Origin of the sequence: [Acidovorax] ebreus TPSY, assembly GCF_000022305.1 — a bacterium.
Taxonomy (GTDB): Bacteria; Pseudomonadota; Gammaproteobacteria; order Burkholderiales; family Burkholderiaceae_C; genus Diaphorobacter; species Diaphorobacter nitroreducens.
Genome location: NC_011992.1, coordinates 2822591 through 2843975, shown reverse-complemented (window position 1 = coordinate 2843975; position 21385 = coordinate 2822591). Strand labels below are relative to the sequence as shown.

13 protein-coding genes are annotated in these 21385 nt (G+C 69.7%); 8 read left to right on the top strand and 5 right to left on the bottom strand.

Annotation, left to right across the window (positions count from 1 at the left end; genetic code table 11):
- Positions 1-11: 11 nt before the first annotated feature.
- Entirely contained in the window at positions 12-380 is a 369-nt protein-coding gene (locus DTPSY_RS13385; RefSeq protein WP_015914008.1) for a hypothetical protein, read from the bottom strand.
- A 36-nt stretch (positions 381-416) separates the two neighbouring features.
- Positions 417-833: a hypothetical protein gene (locus tag DTPSY_RS13380; protein WP_015914007.1), complete on the bottom strand. Its 417-nt coding sequence runs from the start codon at positions 831-833 to the stop codon at positions 417-419.
- Positions 834-975: 142 nt separating this feature from the next.
- On the opposite strand from DTPSY_RS13380, the gene polA reads away from it, so the two are divergent.
- From polA to DTPSY_RS13365, 3 genes are all read left to right on the top strand, one after another.
- On the top strand, positions 976-3744 hold the full coding sequence (gene polA, locus DTPSY_RS13375; RefSeq protein WP_015914006.1) for a DNA polymerase I: 2769 nt from the start codon (positions 976-978) through the stop codon (positions 3742-3744).
- A 141-nt stretch (positions 3745-3885) separates the two neighbouring features.
- On the top strand, positions 3886-4779 hold the full coding sequence (locus DTPSY_RS13370; RefSeq protein ID WP_011806435.1) for a dienelactone hydrolase family protein: 894 nt from the start codon (positions 3886-3888) through the stop codon (positions 4777-4779).
- 114 nt (positions 4780-4893) lie between these two features.
- Positions 4894-5724 carry a ZIP family metal transporter gene (locus DTPSY_RS13365; RefSeq protein WP_015914005.1) on the top strand — a complete coding sequence of 277 codons (831 nt, stop codon included), beginning with the start codon at positions 4894-4896 and terminating at the stop codon, positions 5722-5724.
- Between the two features lie 145 nt (positions 5725-5869).
- Here the strand turns inward: DTPSY_RS13365 and DTPSY_RS13360 are convergent, their stop codons facing one another.
- Positions 5870-6622 (bottom strand): LytR/AlgR family response regulator transcription factor, encoded by a 753-nt coding sequence (locus DTPSY_RS13360; RefSeq protein WP_015914004.1) that lies wholly within the window; start codon positions 6620-6622, stop codon positions 5870-5872.
- Positions 6623-6668: 46 nt separating this feature from the next.
- The gene (locus DTPSY_RS13355; protein WP_015914003.1) at positions 6669-7736 is read right to left on the bottom strand and encodes a sensor histidine kinase; all 1068 of its coding nucleotides are present in this window, start codon (positions 7734-7736) and stop codon (positions 6669-6671) included.
- Between the two features lie 49 nt (positions 7737-7785).
- On the opposite strand from DTPSY_RS13355, the gene argH reads away from it, so the two are divergent.
- Complete coding sequence (gene argH, locus DTPSY_RS13350) at positions 7786-9246, top strand: argininosuccinate lyase (RefSeq protein ID WP_011806431.1); 1461 nt, start codon at positions 7786-7788, stop codon at positions 9244-9246.
- A gap of 133 nt (positions 9247-9379) precedes the next feature.
- Positions 9380-10354, top strand: a complete 975-nt coding sequence (locus DTPSY_RS13345; RefSeq protein ID WP_015914002.1) for a Bug family tripartite tricarboxylate transporter substrate binding protein — start codon at positions 9380-9382, stop codon at positions 10352-10354.
- Between the two features lie 77 nt (positions 10355-10431).
- Here DTPSY_RS13345 and DTPSY_RS13340 read toward each other — a convergent pair whose 3' ends face one another.
- Complete coding sequence (locus DTPSY_RS13340) at positions 10432-12540, bottom strand: catalase (RefSeq protein WP_015914001.1); 2109 nt, start codon at positions 12538-12540, stop codon at positions 10432-10434.
- A 228-nt stretch (positions 12541-12768) separates the two neighbouring features.
- Between DTPSY_RS13340 and DTPSY_RS13335 the strand changes: the two genes are divergently transcribed.
- The 3 genes from DTPSY_RS13335 (at position 12769) to DTPSY_RS13325 (ending at position 21383) form a co-directional block, all read left to right on the top strand.
- Positions 12769-18789 (top strand): alpha-2-macroglobulin family protein, encoded by a 6021-nt coding sequence (locus DTPSY_RS13335; protein WP_015914000.1) that lies wholly within the window; start codon positions 12769-12771, stop codon positions 18787-18789.
- 164 nt (positions 18790-18953) lie between these two features.
- Positions 18954-19994: an ABC transporter ATP-binding protein gene (locus tag DTPSY_RS13330; protein ID WP_015913999.1), complete on the top strand. Its 1041-nt coding sequence runs from the start codon at positions 18954-18956 to the stop codon at positions 19992-19994.
- Positions 19995-20087: 93 nt separating this feature from the next.
- Entirely contained in the window at positions 20088-21383 is a 1296-nt protein-coding gene (locus tag DTPSY_RS13325) for an ABC transporter substrate-binding protein (protein ID WP_015913998.1), read from the top strand.
- The last annotated feature ends 2 nt before the right edge of the window (positions 21384-21385 follow it).

The following is a 21385-nucleotide window of genomic DNA, read 5'->3' as shown; positions in this document are numbered from 1 at the left end:
GTTGGCTGCGGTCAGAAATTGCGCAAGTTCCACACGCGCGGTGCGGTCACGGTGTCCGACTCGTTGAAGTTGCCGGGGCGTGCGCGGGCTCCGTCGTTGGAGCGCACTTCGTACGCGGGCAGCGGCGTGCCGGTCTTGGGTTGCACGGTGATGCTCTGCGTCTGCCCGCCCACGCGCAACTCTTGCACGCGGCTGCCGGCGTCCTCCACCACGATGTGCTCTACGCGCTGGTTGTGGCGCCCTTCAGCCTGCTGCTCTCTTTCCAATAGCTGGCCGCGCCCGTCCGTACTGGGCTGAATGGCATTTTGGCTTGCATTCTGAGCCAGGGCGGGAGCACTGGCCAGGGCCAGCAGCAGGACGGTGGAGTGGAGAGCGCGCATGGCGCGATTGTAGGCGCCGTGCGCCGGCGTGCGCGCTCAGCGCTGCGGCGGGCAGGTGCTGGCGCTGCAGGCCTGCGTGTACTTGCCGATGAAGGTGCGGAAGTTCTTGCCGAGCTTGCCCATCTCCTCGCACACGTCGCCACGCGCATCGAAGGCAAAGCCCTGCGCCCCGGCGGCGTTGAACAGCTCCACGCGCGTGAGGCCCAGGCGCGCGAACTGCGCTGGGTCGTGCCACTGCTGCGCGCAGATGTTGTGGAAGACGAAGGTGTTGTACACCAGCTCGGTGACCTCGGGCTTGTTCATCTGCGCGCGCAGCACGCCGCCGTCAAACTGTGCGGCACTGATGCCGTGCAGCGACTTCTGCATCGAAGGCGGCACGTTCTTGAAGTCCGGGTTGGCCCACGCCAGGGTGGTGGTGGCGCAGGCGACGAGTGCGAGCAGGTGGTGTTTCATGGGGCAGCCTTGGGGAGAGGGGAGGGCGCGGCGCACCGCCGGGCCATGGCGACGGATTGTGCCGCTTTCCACTGCACCTGCCCGTGCGCGGGGTGCTGATTGCGATGGCGGCCACGGCCGATGAGCGTGGGAGAATTCACCGATGACACGCCCCAAGACCCTGGTGCTGGTGGATGGCTCCAGCTACCTGTACCGCGCATTCCATGCCATGCCCGACCTGCGCGCCGTGCCGGGCGACCCTGCCAGCGCACCCACAGGGGCCATCCGCGGCATGATCAACATGCTGCAGGCGCTCAAGAAAGAAGTCCCGGCCGACTACGCCGCCTGCGTTTTCGATGCCAGCGGCCCCACTTTTCGCGATGCGCTGTACCCCGAGTACAAGCAGCACCGCGCGCCCATGCCCGATGACCTGCGTGCGCAGATCGAGCCCATCCACGAGGTGGTGCGGCTGCTGGGCTGGCCGGTGCTGTGTATCCCCGGCGTGGAGGCCGACGACGTGATCGGCACGCTGGCTGCTACCGCGGCCGGCCAGGGCATGCAGGTGGTGATTTCCAGCGGCGACAAGGACCTGAGCCAGCTGGTGAACGAACACATCACCATCATCGACACCATGAACGGCAAGAAGCGGGACGTGGCCGGCGTGACCGCCGAGTTCGGCGTGCCCCCGACGCTCATGGTGGACTACCAGGCCCTGGTGGGCGATGCCGTGGACAACGTGCCCGGCGTGCCCAAGGTCGGCCCCAAGACCGCCGCCAAATGGCTCACGGAATACGGTTCGCTGGATGCGCTGCTGGCCAACGCGGGCGCCATCAAGGGCGTGGCCGGCGAGAACCTGCGCGGGGCGCTGGACTGGCTGCCCACCGCGCGCACGCTGGTCACCATCAAGACCGACTGCGACCTGGCGGGCCACCTCGATGGTCTGCCTGCTATCGATGCGATAGCTGTTGGCGCTGAGCAGGCGGACGTGTTGCGCGATTTTTATCAAAAGTATGGCTTCAAGAGCCTGGCACGAGCGCTGCCGTCCGCGGTGGTGCCGGATGCTGGCGCCAGCGGAGACCTCTTCGCCACGCCCGACGCCAGCGCCGTCGCCGTGCAGGCGCAGCAGCGCGAGGTGACCTACGACACCATCCTCACCTGGGAGCAGCTCGACGGCTGGCTCGCGCGCCTGAAGGCCGCGCCGCTGGCGGCGCTGGACACCGAGACCACGTCGCTGGACGAGTTGCGCGCCGAGATCGTGGGCGTGTCCTTCAGCGTTGAGCCCGGAGCCGCCGCTTACATCCCGCTGGCGCACAACGGCCCTGACGCGCCGCCGCAGCTGCCCTTGGCCGAGGTGCTGGAGCGCCTGCGCCCCTGGCTGGAAGACCCGGCCTGCCCCAAGCTGGGCCAGCACGTGAAGTACGACCGGCATGTGTTCGCCAACCACGGCATCCAGGTGCGCGGCTATGCGCACGACACCATGCTGCAAAGCTACGTGCTGGAAGTGCACAAGCCCCATGGCCTGACCAGCCTGGCCGAGCGCCACACGGGCCGCACCGGCATCAGCTACGAAGACCTGTGCGGCAAGGGGGCCAAGCAGATCCCGTTTGCCCAGGTCCCGGTGGACAAGGCTGCGGCCTACTCGTGCGAGGACTCCGACCAGACGCTGGATGTGCACCGCGTGCTATGGCCCCAGCTGCAGGCCGACGACAAGCTGCGCGGCATCTACGAGCTGGAGATGGCCTGCAGCGAGACCTTGTTTCGCATCGAGCGCAATGGCGTGCTGATCGACGCGGGCAAGCTGGCCGCCCAGAGCCACGCGCTGGGCCAGCGCATCCTGCAGCTGGAGCAGGAGGCGTACGCCATCGCCGGCCAGCCCTTCAACCTGGGATCGCCCAAGCAATTGGGTGAAATCTTCTTCGACAAGCTGGGCATGCCCGTGGTGAAGAAGACCGCCACCGGCGCGCGCAGCACCGACGAAGAGGTGCTGGAGAAGCTGGCCGAGGACTACCCGCTGCCCGCCAAACTGCTGGAACACCGCAGCCTGTGCAAGCTCAAGGGCACCTACACCGACAAACTCAGCACGCTGGCGGACCCGCGCACCGGCCGCGTCCACACCCACTACGCGCAGGCCGTGGCCGTCACCGGGCGGCTGTCCAGCAACGAGCCCAACCTGCAGAACATCCCCATCCGCACGCCGGAGGGCCGGCGCGTGCGCGAGGCCTTCGTGGCACCCGCGGGCCGCGTGATTGCCAGTGCCGACTACAGCCAGATTGAGCTGCGCATCATGGCGCACATCAGCGGCGACGAGGCGCTGCTGCACGCCTTCCGCGAGGGCCTGGACGTGCACCGCGCCACGGCGGCCGAGGTGTTCGGCGTGGCGCTGGACCAGGTGAGCAGCGAGCAGCGCCGCTACGCCAAGGTCATCAACTTCGGCCTGATCTACGGCATGAGCAGTTTCGGCCTGGCCAAGAACCTGGGCATCGAGACCAAGGCCGCCGCCGCCTATATCGACCGCTACTTCCAGCGCTACCCCGGCGTGAAGCAGTACATGGAAGAGACCAAGGCCCAGGCCAAGGCGCGCGGCTACGTGGAGACGGTGTTCGGCCGGCGCCTGTACCTGCCGGAGATCAACTCGCCCAACGGCCCGCGCCGCGGCGCGGCCGAGCGCGCCGCCATCAACGCGCCCATGCAGGGCACGGCGGCCGACCTCATCAAGAAGGCCATGGTGGCCGTGCAGGGCGAGCTGGACGCGCGCAAGCCCGAGGTGCTCATGATCATGCAGGTGCACGACGAACTGGTGTTCGAGCTGCCCGAGGGCGAGGTGGACTGGCTGCGCCGTGAGATCCCGCGCCTGATGGCCGGCGTGGCCGCGCTGCAGGTACCACTGCTGGCCGAAGTGGGCGTGGGGCCCGACTGGGACAAGGCGCACTGATAACGCTTGTAGCCCGGTGGCGCGGGCGGGTCGCATGCGCAAAACGGCCATTGCCGCTACATTGGCACGCCATGCCTCCTGGCCAGCGCCGGGGGGCGTCCGTCCCCCAACCCTTGCCACCCCTTGCCAGGAGCCTCCGTCATGCACAGCGATCTCCAGAACGACTTCGATGCACTCGTCCCCGGCCGTAGCACGGCAGCGGGCGCCAGCCGCCGCACCGCGCTGGGCGTCATGCTGGGGGCCGGCTATGCCGCCGCGGCCGCGCCGGTGATGGCGCAGACAGCGGTCTCCACCCCGGCCGACGGGCTCACGGCGGGGGAGGTGCACTTTGCGGTGAACGGCTTTGACGTGCGCGCCTACCGCGCGGCGCCGCAGGGCAAGACGGGGCTGCCCGTGGTGCTGGTGATTTCAGAGATCTTCGGCGTGCACGAGTACATTGCCGACGTTTGCCGCCGCCTGGCGCACGAGGGCTACCTTGCCGTTGCCCCCGACCTGTTCGCGCGCCAGGGCGACCCGCGCGCCTACAGTGAAGTCGCCAAGCTCATGAGCGAACTGGTGTCCAAGGTGCCCGATGCCCAGGTCATGGCCGACCTGGACGGCGCCGTGCAATGGGCCGGAGCCCATGGCGGTGACCTCCAGCGCGTGGGCATCACCGGCTTTTGCTGGGGCGGCCGCATCACCTGGCTCTACGCCGCGCATGGCCCGGTGAAGGCCGGGGTGGCCTGGTATGGCCGTCTGGTGGGGCAGGCCAGTGCCCTGAATCCCAAGCACCCCGTGGACCTGGCGCCCATCCTCAAGGCACCCGTGCTGGGTCTGTATGGCGAAAAAGATGCCGGCATACCTCTTGACACGATTGATAAGATGAAAAGCGCCCTGTCAGAAGGGTCTGCCGCAGCGAAAGCCTCGCGGTTCGTGGTCTACCCGGACGCGCCGCATGCCTTCCATGCCGACTACCGCCCGAGCTTTCGCAAGGAAGCCGCGCAGGACGGCTGGAAGCGCACGCTGGCCTGGTTCAAGCAGCACGGCGTGGCGTGAGCCGCGGCAGCCAGCACGCTCACAAGCCCTTCGGGGCTTTTTTTGATGGCGCGGCGAGAGTTTGTTTTTGAATGAAATTGGCATCTAGGCCAATAAGAGAAAGCGCAAGCAGCTATGACATTGATAGCGATCATCCTGGCCACGTTGGCCGCGGGCATTGGCAGTGTGTGGGTGGCGGCGGCGCTGCTGCGCCTGGGCATGGGCACGCGCCAGCGCGTGGGGCCGCAGCACCTGCTGAGCTTGGCCGCGGGCGCGCTGCTGGCGACCGCCTTCATGCATCTGCTGCCCGAGGCGTTCGAGAGCCAGGCCAGTGCGCACGACCTTTTTGCCACGCTGCTGCTGGGGCTGGTGTTCTTCTTCCTGCTGGACAAGGCGGAGCTGTGGCACCACGGCCATGAACACAGCCCGTCCGAGCGGCACATCCATGGCCAGGGCCACCACGATCACCACCCTGACCACGCGCACGACCACCACCATGGCCCGGGCCAGCACGGGCATGGCGGCTGGGCGTTGCTGACCGGCGACAGCGTGCACTGCTTTGGCGACGGCGTGTTGATCGCCTCGGCCTTCATGGCGGACATGCGGCTGGGCGTGGTGGCCGCGCTGTCGGTGCTGGCGCACGAGGTGCCGCACCACATCGGCGACCTGGTGGTGCTGCGCCACAGCATCCGCCACCGCAACGCGGCGCTGCTCAAGGTCTCGCTGGCGGGCGCGCTGACGGCGCTGGGCGGCCTGGTGGGCTACTACCTGGTGGGGCTGTGGGACGGCGGGCTGCCGTATTTCCTGGCCATCGCCTCCAGCAGCTTCGTGTACGTGGCGCTGGCCGACCTGATCCCGCAACTGCAAAAACGCCTCTCGGCCGCGCAGACGCTGGCGCAGATCGCCTGGCTGGCGGCCGGCATCGCGGTGGTGACCTTTGTGAGCGGGCTGGCGCACGCGCATTGAGCACGGCAGGGCGTTCGCCGGTGTGCGCGCCGCGCATGCCTGCCCGGGGAGGACCGCGGCGCCAGTCCAAGGGCCGGCGGCCGCGCAGAGGGTGCAGGCGTTTAGAGGGTGCGGGCGTGTGGGCGCCTGGGACGCCGCAGCCGTATCAACCCGTGGCCAGCGCCTCGCGCACCCCGGCCACCTGGCGGCGCGAGACCGGCAGGGGCTCGGTGAGTCCGTGCAGGCGCACGGCCCAGCCTTCGCCCTCCTCGGCGTCGTAATAGCGCTCCAGCGCGCGCATGGCGCGGCGGGCCACCAGCGTGCTGCGGTGCACGCGCAGAAAGTGGCCCGCGTGGCGCGCCTCCAGGTCGGACAGCGCGCTGTCGATGACGAAGCTGCGCGTGAGGGTGCGCACCGTCACGTATTTCTGCTCGGCGCGCAGGAACAGCACGTCGTCCAGCGGCACGCGCTCGGTGCGCCCGCGCTCCTGGATCAGCAGCACCTCGCAGCTGGGCGCCGGCAGCGGCGAGCGCGTGGGAGCGGCGCTGGGGGCCGCGGCGCGCTGCGCCTTGGCCAGCGCCTGCTGTAGGCGCTGCAGGCGCACGGGCTTGGTGAGGTAGTCCACGGCATCCAGTTCGAAGGCCGACAGCGCATGGTCCGCGTGGGCGGTTACGAACACGATGGCCGGCGGGTGCGGCAGGCGCTGGATGTGGTGCGCCAGTCCCAGGCCGTCCTGGCCGGGCATGTGGATGTCCAGCAGCACCACGTCCACCGCGCGGCCGCCGCTGGCCTCGAGCTGCGCCAGCGCGTCCGCGGCGTGCGCGGCCTCCGTCACGCTGTGGCGGGGGTCGCAGTCGGCCAGCAGCGTGCGCAGGCGGCTGCGGGCCAGGAGTTCGTCGTCCACGATCAGGATGTGCATGGGGCGTCGACTGTAGTGGATGTGGCGTGCCGCGTGGCCCGGGGATTCAGGGCGCGGGCAGCGAGATGCGCACCTGGTACAGGCCGCCCTGTACGCCGGCGCTGAAGTCGCAGTCCACGTCGTGCAGCAGGCGCAGGCGGTCGCGCACGTTTGCCTGGGCGATGCCGTGGCCGCGCGGCGCGTCCTCGGCCGTGGGGCGATCGGTGGGCAGGGTGTTGGTGATGGTCAGCACCACGCGGCCGCCGCGCCGCTCGGTGGCGATGCGCAGCTTGCCCCCGCGCGCGCTGGGCTCCACGCCGTGCTTGACCGCGTTTTCCACCAGCGGCTGCAGCAAGAGCGGCGGCAGGCGCGCGGCGTTGGCGCGCGCATCCAGCACCCATTGCACGCGCATGCGTTCGCCAAAGCGCACCTGCTCGATGTCCAGGTAGCGGCGCGCCAGCACGATCTCTTCCTCCAGCGTGGCGGACTCGCCCTGCTCCACCAGGGCGTGGCGGAACAGGTCGCTCAGGTCTTCCAGCAGCGCCTCGGCCTTGGCGGGTTCGTCGCGCACCAGGGCAATGGCGCTGTTGAGCGTGTTGAACAGGAAGTGCGGGCGGATGCGCGCCTGCAACTCGGTCAGGCGCGCGGTAGTGGCGGCGGGTGTGCGCGCGCGTGCGCGCATTTTCAGCGCGGTGACCAGCAGCGCCGCCAGCAGCGCGCCGCTGGCGGCGCTGGCCAGCCACGGCGGCGGGGTGCCCGCGGGGCCGCTGGCCCGGGCCAGCATGGCGCAGGCCAGCAGGCCGGCCAGTGCGCCCAGCAGCACGCCGGCGGCGTACTGCAACGGCTCCTGCAGGCGCTGCAGCGCCGTCTTGAGGCTGCAGGCTGTGATCAGCCAGGCGAGGGTGGCCGGCAGCGCGCCGCCCGTGAGCAGCGCCAGGCGCGCCAGCCATTCGGCCAGGCTGCCCGCGGCGAACAAGGCGCCCACGCCCAGCACCAGTTCCACGAACAGCACGGCGCGCAGCACCACGCCCACCTGGCAGGCGTCGAACACCAGCGCGCGGCCGCGTACCGCACTGCGCGGTGCGGCTTCGGGCAGGGCGGCGGGGCGGGTCGATAAAATTTGCGTCTCTTGCATTGCGGCATCCGGGCGTTCCGGGTGTCGAAACCCCCGGATTATTGCCCCCATGTCCTCTTCTTCCGCCTCGCAACCGTCCCACGACCAGCTCGCCACCAAGGCCCAGGCCTGGTCGGCCTTGTTCTCCGAGCCCATGAGCGATCTGGTCAAGCGCTATACGTCGAGCGTGTTCTTCGACAAGCGCCTGTGGCAGGCCGACATCGCGGGCAGCCTGGCCCATGCCGAGATGCTGGCCGCGCAAGGCATCATCAGCGCGCAGGACCACGCCGACATTCAGAAGGGCATGGCCCAGATCACGCAGGAGATCGCGTCCGGCGCGTTCGAGTGGAAGCTGGACCTGGAAGACGTGCACCTGAACATCGAGGCGCGCCTGACCCAGCTGGTGGGCGACGCCGGCAAGCGCCTGCACACCGGCCGCAGCCGCAACGACCAGGTGGCCACCGACGTGCGCCTGTGGCTGCGCGGCGAGATCGACCTGATCGAGGGCCTGCTGAGCGAGCTGCAGCTGTCGCTGGTCGAGGTGGCCGAGCAGAACGTCGAGGTGATCCTGCCCGGCTTCACCCACCTGCAGGTGGCGCAGCCCGTGAGCTTTGCGCACCACCTGCTGGCTTACGTGGAGATGTTTGCACGCGATGCCGAGCGCATGCGCGACGTGCGCCGCCGGGTGAACGTGCTGCCGCTGGGCTCCGCCGCGCTGGCCGGCACCACCTACCCGCTGGACCGCGAGCGCGTGGCCAAGACGCTGGGCATGGAGGGCGTGTGCCAGAACAGCCTGGACGGCGTGAGCGACCGCGACTTCGCCATCGAGTTCACGGCCGCCGCCAGCCTGTGCATGGTGCACGTGAGCCGCCTGTCCGAAGAACTCATCATCTGGATGAGCCAGAACTTCGGCTTCATCAAGATCGCCGACCGCTTCACCACCGGCTCGTCGATCATGCCGCAGAAGAAGAACCCCGACGTGCCGGAGCTGGCGCGCGGCAAGACCGGCCGCGTGGTGGGCCACCTGATGGGCCTGATCACGCTGATGAAGGGCCAGCCCCTGGCCTACAACAAGGACAACCAGGAAGACAAGGAGCCGCTGTTCGACACAGTGGACACGCTCAAGGACACGCTGCGCATCTTCGCCGAGATGATCGGCGGCCAGATGAACCCCGCCACCGGCTGCAAGGACGGGGGCATCACCGTGAACGCCGAGGCCATGCGCGCCGCGGCGCTCAAGGGCTACGCCACGGCGACCGACCTGGCCGACTACCTCGTCAAGAAGGGCCTGCCGTTCCGCGACGCGCACGAGACCGTGGCCCACGCGGTGAAGGCCGCCGTGTCGCACAGCGTGGACCTGTCGGAGCTGCCGCTGGCCGTGCTGCAGGGCTTTCACCCGGCGATCGAGAAGGACGTGTTCGATGCCCTGAGCCTGCAGGGCTCGCTGAACGCGCGCAACACCCTGGGCGGCACCGCGCCCGCGCAGGTGCGCACGCAGCTGGCGCGCCACCGTGCGCGGCTGTCCGCCTGATTGCCCGTCAAAAATAGGAGCTGGCAGCGCTTGATGTAGGCGGTTTTCAGTATCTTTTGATGCTGAAACGCTTTACTGGCAAGCGCGAACAGCTCCTGAATTTGTATCGCCCTGCCGCCCCAGGAGAGCCACCATGAACCTGCACCGCCGCCACCTGCTGGCCCGCGCCCTTGCCGCCAGCGTGCTGCCGGCGTTGCCCGCCTGGGCCGACGGCACCAAGCCGGTGCGCATCCTGGTGGGCTTTCCGCCCGGAGGCGGCTCGGATGCCATCGCCCGCCTGCTGGCCGACAAGCTCAAGGACGTGCTGGGCGTCCCCGTGGTGGTGGACAACCGACCCGGCGCGGGCGGGCAGATCGCGGCGCAGGTGCTCAAGGCCGCGCCGGCCGACGGGACCACGCTGTTCCTCACGCACGACCACACCCTCTCCATACTGCCGCTGGTGGTGAAGAACCCCGGCTTCGACCCGGTGAGCGACTTCGTGCCCGTGGCGGGCTTTGCCACCTTCGTGAACGCGTTCGCCGTTTCGGGCGGCACGCCCGCGCGTTCGTTCAACGAGTATGTGCAGTGGCTCCAGGCCGCGCGGGGCGGCCAGGGCGCGGTGGGCGTGCCGGCGCCGGCATCCACGCCGGAGTTTCTGGTCAAGCTGCTGGGCCGCAAGTACCGGCTGGACCTGGTGGCCGCGCCCTACCGCGGCAGCGCGCCCATGATCGGCGACATGCTGGGCAACCAGATCGCGGCGGGCGTGGGATCGGTGCAGGACTTCATCGAGCACCACCGCGCTGGCAAGCTGCGCGTGGTGGGCGTGCTGGGCACGCAGCGCCAGGCCGCGCTGCCCGATGTGCCCACGTTCGACGAACTGGGCCTCAAGGGCTTCGAGGACCTGCCGTACTACGGCATCTACGCGCCGGCCGGCACGCCCGGCGCTTTCATCGCGCAGTTCTCCGCCGCACTGGCGCAGGTGCTGGCGCAGCCCGCGGTGCATGAGCAACTCACCACCCTGGGTCTCACCGTGGGCCACATGGCGCCCGGGCAACTGGCCGCGCGCCAGAAAGCCTACACCGCAGCCTGGGCGCGCATCATCCGCAACAGCGGCTTCACGGCGCAGTAGGCGTGCAGTAGCCGCGTGGTAGGGCGCGGTAGGGGCGCACCCCGGCCCCCGCCCCGCAGGCCAGCGCAGGCCCGCGTTCACGCCAGCGTGCGCACCTGCGGCTCGCGCGCCCACTGGCGCGTCTGCGCGGCGGCGATGAAGCCCTGTGCGTCGGCCGGGTCCACCACGCCCGCGTCGGGTTCGATGCCGCCGGCCTGCAGGATGGCCTGCGTGCCCTTGCAGGCAGCGATGGCCTTGAGGTGGCCGAAGGCGTCGCGGAACCAATCCACCGCCACGGCCTCGCGCGCCAGCTGCGCGCCCATCTCCGGCGACAGCACCGAGGCCACCGCGTCGAACACCGCCGAGGGCGTGCCTGCCAGCTGCCCGTCGGCAGGCAACTGCGTGCCGTCCTTGAGCAGCGCGCCACCCACCTTGGGCGCGACGATCTTCACCTGCGCGCCCGCCTTCTCCAGCGCCTTGCGCAGGTTGGCCACGGTGGTGCCGTTGGAGCCGTCGGCCACCAGAATGCCCACGCAGCGGCCCTGCAGCGTGGGCTTCATGCGGTCGATGATGCGCAGGGCGGGCGAGGGCGGCAGGTCCTGCACCGGCACGGCCAGCGGGGGGGCGGGCGGCAGCTGCGGCAGCGCCAGGCCATCGGCCACGCGCTGGGCCAACTCCGTATCGATGTGCAGCAGATGGCCCACCACGCCTTCGCGCACATGCAGCGTCTGTACCTTGGACAGCTCGAACACCAGCGCCGACGCCAGGTGCGCCTGCTCCAGCGGGCTCTGGCTGCGGTAGAACATGCGCGCCTGGCTGTAGTGGTCGGCAAAGCTCTCGGGGCGGATGCGCCCCTTGCCGCTGCCTTCGTCGGTCTGCGCCACGTGCCGAAAACCCGCCGCCTGCGATGCGCGGGGCGAGTCGGCCTGCAGGCTGCTGGGCTCGTAGTTCACGCGGCCCTGCGGCACGAGCATCTGCATGTGGCCGTCGCGCTGGTTGTGGGCGAAGGGGCACTTGGGCGCGTTGATGGGGATCTGCACGAAGTTGGGGCCGCCCAGGCGCAGCAGTTGCGTGTCCAGGTAGCTGAACAGGCGCCCCTGTAGCAGCGGGTCGTTGCTGAAGTCGATGCCCGGTGGCAGGTTGGCCGGGCAGAAGGCGACCTGCTCGGTCTCGGCGAAGAAGTTGTCGGGCCAGCGGTTGAGCACCATGCGCCCGATGGGCCGCAGCGGCACCAGCTCTTCGGGGATGAGCTTGGTCGCGTCCAGGTGGTCGAAGGGGAACGAGCCGGCCTCTTCCTCGGTGAACAGCTGCACGGACAGCTCCCACTCGGGGTAGTCGCCCGCCTCGATGGCCTCGAACAGGTCGCGGCGGTGGAAGTCGTTGTCCGCCGCCTGCAGCTTCATCGCCTCGTCCCACACGGTGGACTGGATGCCCAGCTTGGGCCGCCAGTGGAACTTGACGAAGGTGCTTTCGCCCGCGGCATTCACCAGCCGGAAGCTGTGCACGCCAAAGCCCTCGATCATGCGCAGGCTGCGCGGAATGGTGCGGTCGCTCATGATCCACATCACCATGTGCATGGATTCGGGCATGAGCGAGATGAAGTCCCAGAACGTGTCGTGCGCGCTGGCGGCCTGCGGGAAGGCGCGGTCGGGCTCCATCTTCACGGCGTGCACGAGGTCGGGGAACTTCATCGCGTCCTGGATGAAGAACACCGGGATGTTGTTGCCCACCAGGTCCCAGTTGCCCTCGGGCGTGTAGAACTTCACGGCAAAGCCCCGCACGTCGCGCGGCGTGTCCACCGATCCGGCGCCACCGGCCACCGTGGAAAAGCGCGTGAACACGGGCGTGCGCGTGCCGACTTCGGTCAGTACCCGTGCCGTGGTGTAGTCCGCGAGGGAGTGGGTGAGCTCGAAGAAACCGTGCGCCGCGGAGCCGCGCGCGTGCACCACGCGCTCGGGAATGCGCTCGTGGTCGAAGTGGGTGATCTTCTCGCGCAGGATGAAGTCTTCCAGCAGCGCCGGCCCGTGCGGCGAGGGGCGCAGGGTGTTCTGGTTGTCGGGCACGGCAATGCCCTGCTGGGTGGTCAGCACCGGGTGCTGGCCGGCAGCCTGCTGCTGCAGTTCTCCGGCATGGCCGCGGTAGCTGTCCGCATGGGCCGCGGCCTGGCGGGCGGGTAGGGGTTGCTTGGTGGCGGGGGTTCGTGGCATGGACGCTCCTTGGGCGAAATGGCGGTGGGTGTTGCACGGTGCCGCGCTGCGGCGAGCCGCCATGTTTCGCGCGGTTTTGCGGCGCCTGGGTAGGACTTGCGCCCCTTTGCGCGTCGTCATGCGCCACCGCGCGGGACGGTGTCTGCCCAGCCTGTAAGCGCATGCAACAGCCGCGTGGCGCATGGAGCGCTTTGATACGCTCGGCCAAAGCACTGCAGGGGGGATCTCTTGAATACATGGATACGGTGGGTTGCCGCGGGTGGCGCACTGCTGGCGGGCGGCGCGCAGGCGCTGCAGGTGAGCAGCTTTTCGCCCCAGGGCGAGGTGGCGCAGGTGCGCCAGGTGGTGGCGCGGTTTGACGCGGCCGCCGTGCGCTTTGGCGACCCACAGGCGCCGGCTCCCTTCACGGTGCAGTGCAGCGACGCCGATGCGGCCAAGGGCACGGGCCGCTGGACGGGCGAGCGCGAATGGGTGTTCGACTTCGCGCGCGACCTGCCGCCGGGCGTGCGCTGCACGGCCACCGCCAGGTCGGGGTTCAAATCGGCCTCTGGCGCAGAGCTGTCGGGCGCGAAAAGCTATCAATTCAATAGTGGCGGCCCGTTTGTCCAGCGCATCCTGCCCGGCACCTACCAGTCCATCGACGAGGAGCAGGTGTTCGTGCTGCAACTGAACGGCGCGGCCACGCAGGACAGCCTGCGCAGCCATGCCTGGTGCGCGCTGGACGGCGTGGGCGAGCGCGTGCCTGTGCGCCTGGTCGAAGGTGCGCAGCGCGGCGACATCCTCAAGGCCCTCGGGCTGGACAAGCGCGCCGCGCAGGCGCCGCTGCAATACGCCACGTTGGCATGCAACCGCCGCCTGACCTCGGGCACGCGCATGCAGCTCGTCTTCGGCAAGGGCGTGGCCACGCCCAGCGGCGTGGCGAACACGGTGGAAAAGCGCTTTGCCTTCCAGGTGCGCGAGCCCTTTGCCGTGGAGTTCCAGTGTGAGCGCGAGAACGCCCAGGCCGCGTGCCTGCCGATCCGCCCCATGGTGCTGTCGTTCAACGCACCCGTGTCGCGCAAGGTGGCGGCGGGCATACGTCTGAAGTCCAGCTACGAGACGCTGCTGCCGCGTTTTGAGGGCGAAGGGGAGGGCACGGCCGCGCAGCCGGGCGACACGCTGGTGAACGCCGTGCGCTTCGGCGTGCCGCTGGCCGAGAGCACGTCCTTCACGGTGGAGCTGCCGGCGGACTTTCGCGATGCCGCGGGGCGCGCGCCGCGCAATGCGGCGAGTTTCCCGCTCAAGGTGGCCACGGGCGGCATGCCGCCGCTGGCCAAGTTTGCGGCGGCGCCTTTTGGCATCGTCGAGCGCTTTGCCGAAGGCCCGGCCGAGGACCACCCGCCCGCGCTGCTGCCCGTGACGCTGCGCAAGGTGGAACCCGCGCTGCGCGTGCAGGGCCTGCAACCCGCGTCCACCCCCGAGGCGCCGGCAGGCCGGGTGCGCACGCTGCAGCCCGGCGGCGATGCGGAGATCGTCGCCTGGATGCGCAAGGTGCGCCGCTACCACGGCGCGCTGGTGGAGCGTGGGCAGGCCCGCCGGGACGGCGTGAGCACACTGCCCCAGCCGCTGCAGGGGCAGGAGAACAAGGAGTACGTGCAGACCCGCATGCTGTCGCTGCTGGCCGGCCAGAGCGGCGCCAAGGCGCTGGAGCTGCCCCGCGCCGCGGCAGCGGACCCGCGGCCGTTCGAGGTCGTGGGCATACCGCTGGCGCCGGGTTTCCATGTGGTGGAGGTGGCGTCGCAGGCGCTGGGCGGCGCGTTGCTGGACGAGCGCCACGGCGCCGGCCGCACCATGTATGTGCGCACGGCGGCGCTGGTGACCAACCTGGGCGTGCATTTCAAGCTGGGCCGCGAGAACGCGCTGGCCTGGGTGACCACGCTGGACAAGGGGCAGCCCGTGCAGGGCGCGAGCGTGCGCGTGTCCGATTGCCGGGGCCGCCTGCTGGCCCAGGCGCAGACCGATGCGCAGGGTATTGCGCGCTTTGACGGACTGTCGCCCGAGCCGCCGCGCTGCGGCGACGCAGACGGCTACGACGACTACGGCGATGGCTCGCAGGCCTACTTCGTGAGCGCGCGCCACCGCGGCGCGGACGGGGTGGAGGATCTGGCCTTTGCCTGGAGCGACTGGCAGCGCGGCATCGAGCCCTGGCGTTTCAACCTGCCCACCAGCAGCGACCCGCGCCCGGATACCGTGGCCCACACCATCTTCGACCGCACGCTGCTGCGCGCGGGCGAGACCGTGTCCATGAAGCACGTGCTGCGCCTGCAGAACCGTCAGGGCTTTGCGCTGCCGCAGGAGCGGCCGTCGGAACTGGCGATCACCCACGTCGGCAGCGGCCAGCAGTTCACCCAGCCGTTGCAGTGGCGCAAGACGGGCACGGGCGGTCTGTCGGCCACCAGCGAGTTCGCGGTGCCGCCGGCGGCCAAGCTGGGCCTGTACCAGGTGGAACTGCGCGGCACTGACGTCAATGGGGGCGAGCGCTCGTTCGAGTCCGGGAGCTTCCGCGTGGAGGAGTTCCGCCTGCCGGTGCTGGAAGGGCGTATCGCGCCCGCGGACAGCAAGCCGCTGGTGCGCGTGCGCTCGGTGCCGGCCGACGTGCGGGTGGGCTACGTGTCTGGCGGCCCTGCCGGCCAGTTGCCAGTGCGGGTGTCGGCCATGGTGCGCGGCAAGTTCCTGCAGTTCGGCGACTTCGACGCCTTCAGCTTCCAGCCGCCCCGCAAGCGCGGCGCGCAGGCGGACGATGACGACGAGGAGCCCGCGGCGCGGCAGGACACGCGCGTGGTGGCCGACAAGCTGGCGCTCACGCTGGACAAGAGCGGCGCGGGTCGCGTGACCATCGAAGAACTGCCCCCGGCCCGCCAGGCGCAGGACCTGGTGCTGGAGGCCACCTATGCCGACCCCAATGGCGAGGTGCAGACGGTGCGCAGCACGCACACGCTGTGGCCGGCCGCCGTGGTGGCGGGCGTGAAGACCGAGGGCTGGGCATCGGCTGCGAGCCGCGTGCGCTTCCAGGCGCTGGCGCTGTCGCTGCAGGGCCAGCCCCAGGCCGGTGTGCCCCTGGCCGTGCAGGCCATCGCGCATGTCACCACCACCAGCCGCAAGCGCATGGTGGGAGGCTTTTACAGCTACGACAACAAGACCGAGACCAAGGACCTGGGCACCGTGTGCACCGGCAAAAGCGACAGCCGCGGCCTGCTGCTGTGCGACGCCAAGCTGGACGAGCCCGGCGAGGTGGAGCTGGTGGTCACCGCGCGCGACAAGGACGGCAACGAGGCCCAGGCCGCGTCCTCCGTCTGGGTCACGCGGCGCGGCGAGCTGTGGTTTGGCGGCGAGGACCATGACCGCATCGACGTGCTGCCCGAGAAAAAGAGCTACCAGCCCGGCGAGACGGCGCGGCTGCAGGTGCGCATGCCGTTTCGCCATGCCACGGCGCTGGTCAGCGTGGAACGCGAGGGCATCATCGACACGCGCGTGGTGCAGCTCAATGGCCAGGACCCCACGGTGCAGGTACAGATCGGGCAGGACTGGAGCCCCAACGTCTACGTGAGCGTGCTGGCGCTGCGCGGGCGCCTGCGCGAGGTGCCCTGGTACAGCTTCTTCACCTGGGGCTTCAAGGCGCCGCGCGAATGGTGGAACGCCTTCTGGTACGAGGGCCGCGAGTACGTCGCCCCCACGGCCATGGTGGACCTGTCCAAGCCCGCCTACCGGCTGGGCGTGGCCGAGCTGCGTGTGGGCCATGCCGCGCACCAGATCGCGGTGCAGGTCAAGGCCGACAAGGACAGCTACCCGGTGCGCGGCAAGGCGCAGGTCACCATCACCGCCACGCTGCCGGACGGCAAGCCCGCTGCCGGCGCCGAGGTGGCGCTGGCCGCCGTGGACCAGGCGCTGCTGGAGCTGATGCCCAACACCAGCTGGAACCTGCTGGAGGCCATGCTGCAGCGCCGGGCGTGGGGTGTGGAGACTTCCACCGCGCAGATGGAGATCATCGGCCGGCGCCACTACGGCAAGAAGGCCGTGCCTGCGGGCGGCGGCGGCGGCCACACGGCCACGCGCGAGCTGCTGGACACGCTGCTGCTGTGGCGGCCCGCCATTCAGCTGGACGCGAACGGCCGGGCGCAGGTGACCGTGCCGCTTAACGACGCGCTCACCACCTTCAAGGTGGTAGCGGTGGCGGATGCGGGAACGGGCCTGTTCGGCACCGGTGCCACGCAGATCCGCGCCACGCAGGACCTGCAGATCATCAGCGGCCTGCCGCCGCTGGTGCGCGAGGAAGACCAGTTCCGCGCGCAGCTCACGCTGCGCAACACCACCAAGGCGGCGATGAAGGTCGAGGTCACGCCGCGTGCCACGCTGCTGCAGCTGGACCAGCAGACCGTGGAGATCCCCGCAGGCGAGTCGCGCGAGGTGGCGTGGTCCGTCACCGCGCCCGCGCAGCTGGCCCAGACGCGTGCCCAGGCGCTGCTGTGGGAGATCGAGGCGCGCGATACGGTGAGCGGCGCGCGCGATGCGCTCAAGGTGACCCAGCGGCTGGTGCCGGCCGTGCCGCTGGCCGTGCAGCAGGCCACGCTGGTGCAGCTGGACGGCAGCTTCCAGACCGAGGCGGCGCCGCCCGCCGGTGCGCTGCAGGGGCGCGGCGGCCTCAAGCTGGCGCTGCAGCCCCGGCTGGCCGAGGGCCTGCCCGGCGTGCGCGACTGGTGGGCCAACTACCCGTTCGCCTGCCTGGAGCAAAAGGCCAGCAAGGCCATCGGCCTGCGCGATGCCGCACTGTGGCGCAGCGTGGCCGCGCAGATGCCCACCTACCTGGACGGCGACGGCCTGGCCTATTACTTCCCGCCGAGCGAAGGCAGCGCGAACCGGGGCAGCGACACGCTCACCGCCTACCTGCTGGCCGCCACGCACGAAGCGGCCGCGCTGTACCCCGAGTTCACGCTGCCTGTCGAAGTGCGCGAGGCCATGGAGCGCGGGCTGACGGCCTTCGTGGAAGGGCGCATCCAGCGCGACTTCTGGAGCCCGCGCAAGGATCTGGACCTGCGCAAGCTGGCGGCCATCGAGGCGCTGTCGCGCACGGGCCATGCCCCGGCGCGGCTGTTGGAGAGCATCACCATCGCGCCCAACCAGTGGCCCACGCATGCGGTGATCGACTGGGTCAACGTACTCAAGCGGGTGCAGGGTGTGCCGCAGCGCGAGCAGCGCCTGGCCGAGGCGATGCAGATCCTCAAGGGCCGCCTGTCCTACCAGGGCACCAAGCTGCTGTTCAGCACCGAGCAGCAGGACTACTGGTGGTGGCTGATGCAGAACGGCGACGTGAACACCGCGCGCCTCATGCTGGCCGTGCTGGACGACCCCGCGTGGAAGGACGACATGGGGCGCCTGGCCAGCGGCTTCATCGCGCGCCAGCAGGGCGGCGCATGGCACACCACCACGGCCAACCTGTGGGGCGGGCTGGCGCTGGAGAAGTTCAGCGCCCGTTTCGAGTCCACGCCGGTGGCCGGCACCACCCGCGCCACGCTCGGCGGCCACAGCGCCAGCGTGGACTGGGCCAAGGTGGAGCCGGCCAAGGCCAGCGACGCCACGGGCGCCGCGCACCAGACCCGCTGGTTCGGCGCGCCAGCGGCGCCCGGCATGCTCAAGAACAACGGCATGTTCCTGCCGTGGGGCACGGGCGCTGGCGCGGCGCAGCCGCTCGTGGTCACGCACCAGGGGCCGGGCAAGCCGTGGCTCACGCTGCAGTCGGTGGCGGCCGTGCCGCGCCAGCAGCCGTTCAGCGCGGGCTACACCCTCAAGCGCACGGTCACGCCGGTTGAGCAGGCCGACAAGGCACTGCCCGCGGGCAGCTACTCGCGCGGCGACGTGCTGCGCGTGACGCTGGAGGTGACCGGTACGGCCGACATGACCTGGGTGGCGATCACCGATCCCATCCCCGCAGGGGCGACCATCCTGGGCAGCGGCCTGGGGCGCGACTCCGAGATCGCCACGCAGGGCGAAAAGCGCGAGGGCCGGGGCTGGCCCGCGTTCGAGGAACGCGGCTTCGAGTCCTTCCGCAGCTACTACGAGTACCTGCCCAAGGGCACGGTGACGATGCAGTACACCGTGCGCCTGAACAATGCGGGCGACTTTGCGCTGCCGCCCAGCCGCGTCGAGGCACTGTACGCGCCCGAGATGTTCGGCGAGGCACCGAATGCGCGGGTGAACGTGGTGCAGCGCCCTTGACTATTCAATGCATAGCTGCTGGCGCTTGATGGACGGGCGTTAGCGGCAGTTTTGGTGTGGTACCGCCACGGACCGATCGACGGGCCGTGGCGGGTGGGCGGGTGGCCCGCCGCGGCGTGCGGGTGCGTAACGCCAGCGTCACAAGCGGTCCCTACACTGCCGCGATGTCACTGATCGAACTTGATGCGGTTGCCAAGTCCTGGGGGAGCACCACGGCATTGCAGTCCATGAACCTGCGCATTGAGCCCGGTTCTTTCTGCGTGCTGCTGGGACCCTCGGGCTGCGGCAAATCGACCACGCTGCGCATCATCGCCGGGCTGGAGTCACCCACGTCGGGCAGCGTGCGCATCGACGGGCAGGACGTCACGCAGCTGCCGCCGGCGCGGCGCGGCATCGCGATGGTGTTTCAGAACTATGCGCTGTTTCCGCACCTGAGCGTGGCGCAGAACATCGGCTTTGGACTGGCGGTGCGCAAGGTGCCCAAGGCCGAGGCCGCGCAGCGCGTGGCGCAAGCCGCCGAGCTGCTCGGCCTGGCCCCGCTGCTGGAGCGCCGACCCGCACAGTTGTCCGGCGGGCAGCAGCAGCGCGTGGCGCTGGGCCGCGCCCTGGTGGCCCAGGCCCGCGTGTGCCTGATGGACGAGCCGCTGTCCAACCTGGATGCGCAATTGCGCCAGGAGATGCGCACCGAGCTGCGCGAGCTGCAGCAGCGCCTGGGCCTCACCGTGGTGTACGTGACGCACGACCAGGCCGAGGCCATGAGCATGGCTGACCAGGTGGTGCTGCTGCACCAGGGGCGTGTGGAGCAGTGCGCGCCGCCGCGCGATGTGTACGCCGCGCCCGCTTCCACCTTTGCCGCGCGCTTCATCGGCACGCCCGCCATGAACCTGGTGCGCCTGGAACAGGGCCGCATCGCGGGCACCGATATCGCCGTGGGTCGCACGCAGGCGCACTGGCTCGGCCTGCGTCCCGAGGCCGTGGCCCTGGACGATGGCAGCGGTGGGTCGAGCGGCGTGGCCGCCTCCGTGCACAGCCAGGAATACCTGGGCGCGGATGCCGTGCTGCGCTGCGCTATCGGCACCGAATTCATCACCGTGCGCGCGCCGGGGCAGCACGCCCCCGCAGCCAACGGCCAGGGTGTGCGCCTGCGGTGGTGCGGGCACGACCAGCATTTCTTTGACGCCCAGGGCCAGCGCCTGGCGGCTTGAGCCACTTCTTACACAGCCTGCGCCGCATGCGCGTGCACGGCGCTGCCTTTCGTTTCCTCTCCCCACTCTTTCCAGACCTCAGGAGCTTTCGCAATGCAACGCAAGATGTTTTTGAAGACCTTGGCTGCGCCCGCCCTCGCGGCCATGGCGCTGTGTGCCGTTACTGCCCATGCGCAGGCCCCGGTGGAGGTGCCGTTCTACTACCCCGTGGCCGTGGGCGGCCCCATCACCAAGGTGATCGACGGCTACGCGGCCGATTTCAACAAGGCGCATCCGCAGTACAGGGTGGTGCCCATCTATGCCGGCACGTACCAGGAGACCATCGTCAAGGCGCTCACCGCGCACAAGTCCGGCAAGGCGCCGGCCACTTCGGTGCTGCTGTCCACCGACATGTTCACGCTGATCGACGAGGACGCCATCGCCCCCATCGACGACTTCGTGAAGACCGACGCCGACCGTGCCTGGATCAAGGGCTTCTACCCGGCCTTCATGGCCAACAGCCAGACGGGCGGCAAGACCTGGGGCGTGCCGTTCCAGCGCTCCACGGTGGTCATGTACTACAACAAGGAGGCCTTCAAGGAAGCCGGCTTGGACCCCCACAAGGCGCCCCAGAACTGGAAGGAACTGAAGGAAGCGGCGCACAAGCTCACCAAGAAGGACGCCAGCGGCAACGTGACGCAGTACGGCATCCAGATCCCGTCCACCGGCTTTGCCTACTGGATGCTGCAGACGCTGACCACGCCCAACGACGTGCTGCTGGCCAACGGGGCCGGCACCCAGGTCACCTTCGACCACCCCAAGGTCATCGAGGCGCTGGACTTCTGGGTCAACCTGACCAAGGAAGGCGTGCACCCCAAGGGCGTGGTGGAGTGGGGCACGACGCCCAAGGACTTCTTCGAGAAAAAGGCCGCGATCATCATCACGACCACGGGCAACCTGACCAACGTGAAGAACAACGCCAAGTTCGACTTCGGCGTGGCCCAGATTGCCGGCAACCTGCGCAAGGGCTCGCCCACGGGCGGCGGCAACTTCTACATCTTCAAGAAGGCGCCACAAGAGCAGCAGCAGGCCGCGTTCGAGTTCGCCAAGTGGATCACCCAGCCCGAGCGCGCTGCGCAGTGGAGCATGGACAGCGGCTACGTGGCCGTGTCGCAGGCCGCCTATGACACGCCTGCCCTCAAGAAGTACGGCCAGGACTTCCCGCCCGCGCTGGTGGCGCGCGACCAACTGCCGGTATCGGTGGCCGAGTTCTCCACGCACGACAACCAGCGTGTGACCAAGGTGCTCAACGACGCCATCCAGGCCGCGCTGAACGGCACCAAGACCTCGGCGCAAGCGATGAAGGACGCACAGCGCGAGGCCGACCGCATCCTGCGCAGCTACAAGTAAGG

Bases quoted from the DNA above. Each gene is read 5' to 3' on its own strand.
- DTPSY_RS13385 (WP_015914008.1), bottom strand. From the start codon at position 380: ATGCGCGCTCTCCACTCCACCGTCCTGCTGCTGGCCCTGGCCAGTGCT.
- DTPSY_RS13380 (WP_015914007.1), bottom strand. From the start codon at position 833: ATGAAACACCACCTGCTCGCACTCGTCGCCTGCGCCACCACCACCCTG.
- polA (WP_015914006.1), top strand. From the start codon at position 976: ATGACACGCCCCAAGACCCTGGTGCTGGTGGATGGCTCCAGCTACCTG.
- DTPSY_RS13370 (WP_011806435.1), top strand. From the start codon at position 3,886: ATGCACAGCGATCTCCAGAACGACTTCGATGCACTCGTCCCCGGCCGT.
- DTPSY_RS13365 (WP_015914005.1), top strand. From the start codon at position 4,894: ATGACATTGATAGCGATCATCCTGGCCACGTTGGCCGCGGGCATTGGC.
- DTPSY_RS13360 (WP_015914004.1), bottom strand. From the start codon at position 6,622: ATGCACATCCTGATCGTGGACGACGAACTCCTGGCCCGCAGCCGCCTG.
- DTPSY_RS13355 (WP_015914003.1), bottom strand. From the start codon at position 7,736: ATGCAAGAGACGCAAATTTTATCGACCCGCCCCGCCGCCCTGCCCGAA.
- argH (WP_011806431.1), top strand. From the start codon at position 7,786: ATGTCCTCTTCTTCCGCCTCGCAACCGTCCCACGACCAGCTCGCCACC.
- DTPSY_RS13345 (WP_015914002.1), top strand. From the start codon at position 9,380: ATGAACCTGCACCGCCGCCACCTGCTGGCCCGCGCCCTTGCCGCCAGC.
- DTPSY_RS13340 (WP_015914001.1), bottom strand. From the start codon at position 12,540: ATGCCACGAACCCCCGCCACCAAGCAACCCCTACCCGCCCGCCAGGCC.
- DTPSY_RS13330 (WP_015913999.1), top strand. From the start codon at position 18,954: ATGTCACTGATCGAACTTGATGCGGTTGCCAAGTCCTGGGGGAGCACC.
- DTPSY_RS13325 (WP_015913998.1), top strand. From the start codon at position 20,088: ATGCAACGCAAGATGTTTTTGAAGACCTTGGCTGCGCCCGCCCTCGCG.